The 8,557-nt window shown below is 71.9% G+C and carries 7 protein-coding genes; 2 read left to right on the top strand and 5 right to left on the bottom strand.

The genetic code is table 11. From position 1 onward, the window contains the following. Positions 1-8: 8 nt before the first annotated feature. Positions 9-689 carry a hypothetical protein gene (locus IEZ06_RS35130; RefSeq protein WP_189240989.1) on the bottom strand — a complete coding sequence of 227 codons (681 nt, stop codon included), beginning with the start codon at positions 687-689 and terminating at the stop codon, positions 9-11. A 301-nt stretch (positions 690-990) separates the two neighbouring features. After that, the gene (locus IEZ06_RS35140; protein WP_229799130.1) at positions 991-1,629 is read right to left on the bottom strand and encodes a class I SAM-dependent methyltransferase; all 639 of its coding nucleotides are present in this window, start codon (positions 1,627-1,629) and stop codon (positions 991-993) included. A gap of 486 nt (positions 1,630-2,115) precedes the next feature. On the opposite strand from IEZ06_RS35140, the gene IEZ06_RS35145 reads away from it, so the two are divergent. Then, a complete protein-coding gene (locus IEZ06_RS35145) occupies positions 2,116-2,706 on the top strand; it encodes a DinB family protein (RefSeq protein WP_189240990.1) in 591 nt (196 codons plus the stop codon). A gap of 127 nt (positions 2,707-2,833) precedes the next feature. Beyond that, positions 2,834-4,393 carry an alpha/beta hydrolase gene (locus IEZ06_RS35150; protein ID WP_189240991.1) on the top strand — a complete coding sequence of 520 codons (1,560 nt, stop codon included), beginning with the start codon at positions 2,834-2,836 and terminating at the stop codon, positions 4,391-4,393. Between the two features lie 781 nt (positions 4,394-5,174). Here the strand turns inward: IEZ06_RS35150 and IEZ06_RS35155 are convergent. From IEZ06_RS35155 to IEZ06_RS35165, 3 genes are read right to left on the bottom strand one after another with little or no spacing between them, the layout of a single operon-like run. Next, positions 5,175-7,106 carry an FtsX-like permease family protein gene (locus IEZ06_RS35155; protein ID WP_189240992.1) on the bottom strand — a complete coding sequence of 644 codons (1,932 nt, stop codon included), beginning with the start codon at positions 7,104-7,106 and terminating at the stop codon, positions 5,175-5,177. 3 nt (positions 7,107-7,109) lie between these two features. Continuing rightward, entirely contained in the window at positions 7,110-7,859 is a 750-nt protein-coding gene (locus IEZ06_RS35160; protein ID WP_189240993.1) for an ABC transporter ATP-binding protein, read from the bottom strand. Next, positions 7,856-8,119, bottom strand: a complete 264-nt coding sequence (locus tag IEZ06_RS35165; RefSeq protein WP_189240994.1) for an SGNH/GDSL hydrolase family protein — start codon at positions 8,117-8,119, stop codon at positions 7,856-7,858. Before IEZ06_RS35165 ends, IEZ06_RS35160 begins: the two co-directional genes overlap by 4 nt. Between the last annotated feature and the right edge of the window lie 438 nt (positions 8,120-8,557).

Below are 8,557 nucleotides of genomic sequence, written 5' to 3' on the forward strand. Positions count from 1 at the left end.
AGCCCAGCTCACAGCCCATATTCGAGCCTCCAGGCCGCTGAATTACGCGGAACGCGGGAGACACGGTAGAGCTGTTTGAGCGTGATCGTTCCGCTCAGGGTGTAGATCCGCTGCCTGCGCCCGCTGGTGTTGTCCTTCAGCCAGGGCGTGACGTCCTTGCTGCTGGCGGCCGCCAGCAGCGTGCGCAGCGTGGCCGGCTCCAAGACGTTGATGAACTGATCGCCGTAAGCGGCGGCGGCGCCGCTGGCGCGCCCGATGCGCACCCAGGATGCAGCCCCCGGCGCCAGCTGGTACTGCCAGCCGCCCACGCTGATGAGACGCAGCCTGCCCGCGGCGCGCAGCACGCCGGCGAAGTAGGGGTCGGTGGCCGCCGCCTCCACCATCAGCTGCTTTTCGCCGCCGATGCTCATGCGCCGGGTGTGCTCTGAGGCGATCACGCCGGCCCGTCCCAGCTTGACCTTGCCGGTGCCCTTGACTTCCATGCCGGTGGTGATGATGGTGGTCCGGCCGTTGCTCAGCTGCACCTGCCGCTCCAGGTCGGTGGAGGTGTTGCCGTAGAACTCCGTCGTTGCGCCGGCCCCGCGGGCCAGCAGGAACCGCAGGCCCGCCACCGGGTCGGGCTCGGCGGTGTGGACCGGGGCGATGGCGGGTGCGCTGGCCAGGGTCAGGGCGACGATGAGGAGGTGCATACCGAACATCCAAGGTGGGGGAGTGCAGACGATCTTTTCTGGGTGACTGTAGAGCAACGATCGGAACCTGTGGATCACTGGGAAGGGGTGTACCTGATGAGTTCTGGGAGGAGGCCATCAGGCTCCCTGAGGGAGAGGAGGGCGTGGCACGGCTGCACGCCATGATCGCCGAGCAGCTCGGCGAGCAGGCCGACGAGGCCGAGGTGGTCGTCGGGATCGAGACCGATCGGGGCCTGTGGGTGGCCGCGTTGGTGGCGGCCGGATACACGGTGCTGGCGGTCAATCCGCTGCAGGCCGCCCGCTACCGCGAGCGGGTGGCGGTACCGAGGATCTGGGGGGATGCGGGAAACGGCATCGCGGTGTCCTTGGTGGTCAGGCGGGTGAGCCGGTCGATGGTGAACCCGGCCTCTCGCAGGGCTGCGGCGGTGTCGCGGCCGCAGTGGCAGCCGCCGCCGATCCGCGGCCAGAAGGTGGCGTCCAGCAGGTGCTGGATGCGGGCCGTCCCGGAACGTGGAGAGCGGACATGCTCCAGGAAGCGCAACTGGCCGCCGGGCACCAGGATGCGGGTGATCTCGGCGAGCGCGGCTCCCACATCCGCAACGGTGCACAGCACCAGGGAGGCGACGGCCGCGTCGAAGGAGGCGTCGGCGGCGGGCAGGTGGTCGGCGAGGCCGTCGACGACGGTGATGGGGACGGGCGCGCGGGCGGCGTTGCGCTCGGCGATGCCGCGCAGGTGCGGTTCGGGCTCGACGGCCAGGACGTGGGTGACGGTAGCGGGGTAGTGGGTGAAGTTCAGGCCGTTGCCCGCGCCGATCTCGACGACGGCCCCGGACAGACCTGCGAGCAGGGCGGTGCGGTGACGGGCGATGCCGCGCTCCATCGCGAGGCTGGCGCGGGCGTAGTAGCGGGCGAACAGCGGATGCCGCACGGAATGGGACACGGGTCCTCCTCTTCAGGCCAAGGGGCGGCGCGCCGCCCGGAACCGGACTCGGCCGGCCCCGGGCTCGGGGTCAGGAGCAGCAGTCACAACCCGGCGGGCAGCTGCCGCACGAGCCCGCCTCTGGTTTCACGAACGAGTTTTGGGACCGTGATTCGTATGAATTCTGGTACCAGTTCGCGATTTTCGGGGTCGGTTCGGTGAACGAGTTCTGGTACCGGTCCTCAAGGGCGCCAAGTCTCCCGCCGGTCGGTGTGTAGCTCAGGGAGCAAGGCGAGGGCACCGAGGAGGTGCCAGATATTGATCGCTTGGGTGGACCAGTCGTCTGCCCCGCGGTCATGCGTGTGGAGTGCCTGTTCGCACTCGTCGATGATCCGGCGTCGGACGGCTGTGCCGATCGCAGCATGGCTGTGAGCGATGGTTGGCGGAGCCGACGCCAGGCAGCTCGAAACCTGAGCCCACCGGCGCAGCCTGACAGAATCGTGACCCATGATCGACGATTTCGCGAAAGACAACCTGCACGAGAGACTGCGGCGGGACCGCAGGGCGCTGCTCTGGAAACTCGACGGCCTGTCCGAATACGACGCCCGCCGACCTTTGACGGCGACCGAGACCAACCTCCTCGGCCTGGTCAAACACATGGCCACCGTCGAAGCCAGGTACTTCGGCGAGGTCTTCGACCGCCCTTCCCCGGAACCGCTGCCCCGGTGGCAGGACTCCAACGGCAGCGATCTGTGGGCGACCGAGGACGAGACCCGCGATCAGATCATCGGGTTCTACCGGCGCACCTGGGAACACTCGGACGCGACGATCAACGAGCTCCCCCTCGACGCCCCCGGCCACGTGCCGTGGTGGCCGGAGTCAACGCCGGCCTCGCACACGAACCTGTTCGCCATCATGCTCCACGTCCTCGCCGAATCCACCCGGCATGCCGGGCACGCCGACATCCTGCGCGAAGGACTCGACGGCCGGACCGGGTTGCGCGCCGAGCACGAGGAGCAGATCGATGAGGAAGCCCGCGCAGCCTACCGCGCGAAGATCGAACTGGCCGCCAGGGCGGCCGCACCGATCACGGCTTAACCGCAATCGCGCCACCGTGGCCCCGCCAAGGGCGGGGCCACGGTTCACCTCCGCCCCCCCACCAGCAAGATCACTTAAACGCCAAAGGGCGGAGTGCTGCGACGCGCCCTCCCGCGACGCTGGCCCCATGAGAAAGATCTCCATGGCCACCGCCGCGGCCATCACGCTGCTCGCCTCGTCCGGATGCGCGAGCGCCCTGGCCGTCTCCGGAGCCCGGCCGTCCGGTCCGGACCGCGCCCTCGCCCGTCCCGAACAGCAGAAGATCGTCTGGCGCGACTGCCGGACCGGTGCCGGTGACGAGATCGGCGCCCGGTTGGACGCCGCCGGAGCGCGCTGCGCCGAGGTCACGGTCCCGCTGGATCACGGCCGCCCGGACGGGCGCACCGTCAAGGTCGCGATCTCCCGGCTGCAGGCCACCGGCCCCGGGCGCCGGCGCGGCGCGCTGCTGATCAACCCCGGCGGCCCCGGCGATCCCGGAAGGATCTACGCGCCGCTGCTCAAGGCGGCCGCCCCCGCGCTCGCGGCCCGCTACGACCTGATCGGGATGGACCCCCGGTTCACCGGACGCAGCACCCCGGTGAACTGCCACTGGCCCATCGGCGACTACCTGCGCTCGACCGGCCCGGACCGGCGCGGCTTCGACCGGATCGCCGCGCAGGCCGAGGATCTGGCCGCCCACTGCGTCGGGCAGCGGGAACTGCTGCCCCACGCCTCGGCCCGCGCCACCGCCCGCGACATGGACGTGATCCGCGCCGCCCTCGGCGAGCCGAAGCTGTCCTATCTGGGTGGGGCGTACGGCACCTACCTGGGCGCGGTCTACCTGCAGCTGTTCCCCGGCCGAGCCGACCGGTTCGTCCTCGACAGCGCCCTGGACCCCGCGGCCGCCGGACCCGGCTACGCCCGACCGATGGGCCCGGCCCTGGCCGCGGCCCTGAAGGAGTGGGCCGGCTGGGCCGCCCGCCATCATGACCGCTACCGCCTGGGCTCCACGACCGCCCGGGTGCTGGCCACCGTGCACCGGATCGACCGGGCCGCCGCCCGCGACCCGCTGCGGATCGGCCACCACCGGGTCGACAGCCACGTGTTCCCGGTGATCCTGCTGGTCAGCCTGGGCCGGGACGGTGAACAGGACTACGCCTCTTTGGCCGCCGACCTTCAGGTCCTCAACGACGCCGCCCGCGGCGCCGAGGTCACCCCGACCCGTTCCCTGCAGGAGGGGCTGGCGTTCCTGTCCTCCCCGGAGGTGAACGGGGCCGGCAGCGCGCGGATGGCGATCACCTGCGCGGACGGGCCGGCCTCCCGTGATCCGGGCCCCTACTACCACGACGTCGACGCCCACCGCGCCGACGAACCTCTGTTCGGCCCGCTGACCCGCGCCATGAATCTGCCCTGCGCGTTCTGGCCGGCCTCCCCCGCCGAGCCGCCCACCCGGATCCGCAACGACGTCCCAGCCCTGATCGTCGGAGCCTTGGGCGACCCCAAGACCCCCTACGCGGGGCAGCGGGCGATGCGCCGGGCGCTGAGCGGCTCGCGCATGGTCACCGTGCGCGGCGCCTTCCGCCACCTGGTGTCCGGGGTGTTCACCTCCACCCCCAACGCCTGCGTCGACGGAGCCGTCCACCGCTACCTGCTCGAGGGCGTCCTGCCCGCCCTGGACACCACCTGCACCGACATCCCCGCCCGGTAAGCCGTCCCGGGACCCGGCCTGTCGTCGACGAAACGGATCGTGTTCGCCCACGGTCTGGTCCGCGGCCGCGTGCAACGGGTGACCGCCTGCGGCCGACCGGCCTGGCCGACGTCGAGCAGGCCGAGCTGCGCCGCCGCCTGGACGAAGGCGACTGACAAGCCGTCAGCCGGAACCCAGCGCGGTCAGCAGCGCTGCGGCGGCCGCCGCCCGCGCCCGTCCCGGCCGCGGAGACGACCTGCTTGCCGCCGGTGGGGCGGGTGGCCACCGTGGCGGTGAACGCCGGAGCGTGCGACGGACCCGTGGAGACCACCTGCCACTCCAGCGGGCCGATGCGACCCCGCTGAGCCTGCTCGTTCAGCACGCTCACCGGGTGATGCTCGCTCGTCGGCCGCTCCCCGGTCACCGCTGCGGCGGTGGCCACCGCCACGGTCCAGGCCGCTTCCCGCTCGTTGGCGGCCCGGCCAACGAGACCCCCGGGCGGTCCACCGACCGCTCAGACGCCGCGCCCTCCGAGGGCTCCCGGAGGCTTGCCGGTGCACGGCGCGACGCTGACCCCGCGCGCGGCCGCCGCGGCGTCTGAGCGGTCGGTGGACCGCCTTCCCGGGAAATCACCCGGCACAAGGCCCACTGCGTCCATCCTGTTGTCCATGTTCACCGAACAGACCCCTGCGGGCGCGGAGATCGGTGTGCGGGAAGCGCGCGGCCAGCTCGGTGAGTTGACGGATAAGGCCGTTCTGTGTCATATCACGGTCGGGCTCTTTGCCGGGTCTCCGCCGGATGGTTACTCGCGGGCGGCGACCAGGGCCGTGGGGGACGGTCTGGTCGCTGTTAGAGCGGTCAGGGCGCTGGCGGTGACGGTGACGGCCAGTGAGGCCATGATCAGCAAGCCGAGGAGGGGCCAGGGTACGGAGAGGACGTGCACGCCTGCAGGACCCGGGTAGAAGCCCGCCAGCGCAGCCGCGGCGACCAGGGCTCCCAGCAGCAGGCCGATCAGGGTGACCGCGGCGGACTCGATGACGGCCATCCGGACGACCTGGCTGCGGCTCAGCCCGGTGGCGCGGGCGACGGCGAACTCGGTGCGGCGTTCTGCGGCGGCGATCACGACGGCGTTGATCACCGCGATCGCGGCGTACAGGCCGGACATGCCCATCAGGACGGCCATGATCCCCGTGGTGCCGCGCTGTTGGGTCTCCACTCGGGCGTCGGCCCATTGGCCGAGGGTGCGCACCTCGCCGATCCCGGCGGCGCGGATCCGGCCGGCGACCGCTTGCGGTGATGCGCCGGGGGAGACCTGAACCAGGGTCTCGGTCGGCGCGTCGGCGAGCATCGCGGTGGGGATGAGATCGCGCGGCACCAGGAAGTTGTCGCTGCCGTTCTCCAGGACCTCCGGCAGGGGCGCGACGGTGCGCAGGGTGAACCCGTGGGGGCCGATCCGCGCCGTGACCGTGCCGTCGCGGACGCCTTCGCCGACCAGCCCGGGGCCGATGGCGACGGTGCGGCCGCGCAGGGCGTCCAGGGAGCCCGAGCGCGGGGTGAGGCGGTGGGTGCGCCGGTAGGCGGCGCCGTCGACCGCGATGACCCCCGAATGGTAGGTCCGCCGGTAGGAGCGGTGCTCCACGCGGTGTCGGGCCGTCACCGACATCTCCACCTGGCTTTGCGGAGAGGCCAGGGCGACGCCGGGGATCTGGGGGATGCGGGCTGCGGCCGCACCGGTCGATGCGACCACCAGGTCGGCGGCGGTGCTGCGTTCGAGGTCGGCGCCGGTAGCGCGAGCCAGCGAGTTCAGTGCGCCGGTCAGGCCGACCAGCAGGCCGACCAGCACGATGACGGGAGCGGCTGTCGAGGCGCTGCGCCGTACCGCGTCACGCAGGTTGGCCTGCGCCAGTTCGCCGAGCGCGCTGGTCCGCAGCACCGTCCCCAGCAGCCGGCCGACCGGTGGGACGGCCAGCGGGCTCAACGCGCTCAGGGCGATCGATCCGAAGACCGGGATCGCCATCGCGACCAGCAGGGCGCCCAGCAGATCCGCCCCATGCCCTGCCGCAACGAGCATGACGGTCAGCGCGAGTGAGGACACCCCCCACAGCCAGCGGCCGAGGGTCATCACGCGGGTGGCACGGGGGGCGTTGCGCAGGGCGTCCAACGGGCGCACCCGCGCCGCCCGGTAGGAGGCCGACAGCACCCCGAAGACCGCGACGCTGATTCCCACGGCCGGCGACAGCAGCAGCATCCCGTTGGACCAGTGGGCGGAGAAGTCGCCGGGAAGCAGCCCGATCCCGATCAGCAGCCGGGCCTGGACGCAGGTGGCCGGCACGCCCAGCAGGATCCCGAAGGCGCTGCCGGCCAGCCCCAGCAGGAACGCCTCGCCCAGCAGCAGCCTGATCAGCTGAGGGCGGCTCCCGCCGAGCATCCGCAGCAGGGCCAGCTCCTTGCGCCGCTGCTCGACGGAGAAGGCGAACGTCGAGCCCACGATGAACACCGCCAGGAACATCGCCAGCGGTGTGGCCATGCCCAGCAGCGTCGCGGCCCCGACGTACCCCTCCCTGATCTGCTCGGCGACCCGACCGGAAGCGCCCGGCGGGATCGTGGGCTCGCCCGTGGAGACCAGCACGAGCACCGACGACTGGACCAGGGCCACGCCGAGTGTGACCGTCAGCAGCGCTCCGGCGAACAGCGGCCAGCGGTCGCGAACGGTGCTGGCGGAGATGCGCAGCATGGGTCAGCCCTCCAGCCGGGTGAGCCGTCCGGCCACCTGGGCGGCGGAGGGGCGCAGCAGACGGTCGGCGATCCGGCCGTCGGACAGGAACACCACCGCGTCGGCGCTCGCCGCCGCGACCGGATCGTGGGTGACCATGACGACGGTCTGCCCGGCGGCGTCGACCATGCGGCGCAGCAGCCGCAGGACCGTGCCGGCCGACCCGGTGTCCAGGGCTCCGGTGGGTTCGTCGGCGAACAGCACCGCGGGCCGCGTCACCATCGCGCGGGCGATCGCCACCCGCTGCTGCTGCCCGCCCGACAGCTCCCGCGGTCGATGCCGCCCGCGGTCGGCCAGTCCCACATCGGCCAGCGCGGTTTGCACATCACGGCGTGATGGCCGGGCCCCGGCCAGCCGCAACGGGAGCGCGACGTTCTGCTCGGCGGTCAGCGAGCCGATCAGGTTGAAGTTCTGGAAGACGAACCCCACGGCGCGGCGCCGCAGCCTGGTCAGTTCCGCGTCGGTGGCGTGGGTGATGTCCTGTCCGGCCAGCAGGACGCGATCCAGGCCCGCGGCGCAGTGCAGCAGGGTGGACTTTCCCGACCCTGACGGGCCCATCACGGCAGTCCAGGAACCGGCCGGGAAGGTCACACTGACGTCGGCCAGCGCTTGCACCTGCGTCTCACCGGCCCCGTAATGCCTGCTCACCTGGTACAGCTGCACGGGTGCGACCGGGACGCCGACGTGCGGCCCCGCGGTGGCAGGAGCCCTCATCGCACGACCTCCAGGCCGATGCCGCGCGCCAGTGCCTGCACCTGCGCGTTGTCGGGATGCAGCCCGTCCTCATGTACATGGGACGGCCGGGGGCGGTCCGGGTCGGCGGGGCCGGCCAGGATGCGGTCGGTATCCAGGACCGCGTCGCAGGCCCCGCCGCCCGCGCTGAGCCGGACGGCCTGGCGCGGCGAGTGGTCGCTGAAGCCGTCCGCCGACCAGTCGGACTCTTCGTCCTGACCACCGGCGATCGGCCGCCGCATTACGGTGTCCCGGCTCTGCGACCAGCTCGCGGACGGGTGAGACGTCACCTGCGCCGGAGTCAGCGGAGGACCGGACGCCGCGTTCACCAAGCCGCCGGTCAATGCCGCATCGGCAAGGACTGCCGGGAGAGCGGTGACGTGTACGGGAAGCCTTCGCCTCATGCCTCGGATCCCACCACCGCGGCACCGGCGCCCGCATCACGGCGATCCATCAACTTGGAGGTATGCCCAGCACTACCTCGGTGCCGGAGCGGGTCGCGGGGTCGACTAGGGCGCGTATCGAGTTGCGATCAAGGGGTGGTCCGGGTGAGGTCTTTGATCCAGATCATCGCGGCGCGAAGATGGAGACCGGCGAGGTAGCTCGCAGGGGTCTTGTCGCAAGGCCGCGTAGTTAAGCCGTGATCCCTGCTGTCGACTTGGCTGTTTCTGCAGGTCGAG

The organism is Planomonospora antibiotica (genome assembly GCF_014647955.1).
GTDB classification, from domain to species: domain Bacteria; phylum Actinomycetota; class Actinomycetes; order Streptosporangiales; family Streptosporangiaceae; genus Planomonospora; species Planomonospora parontospora.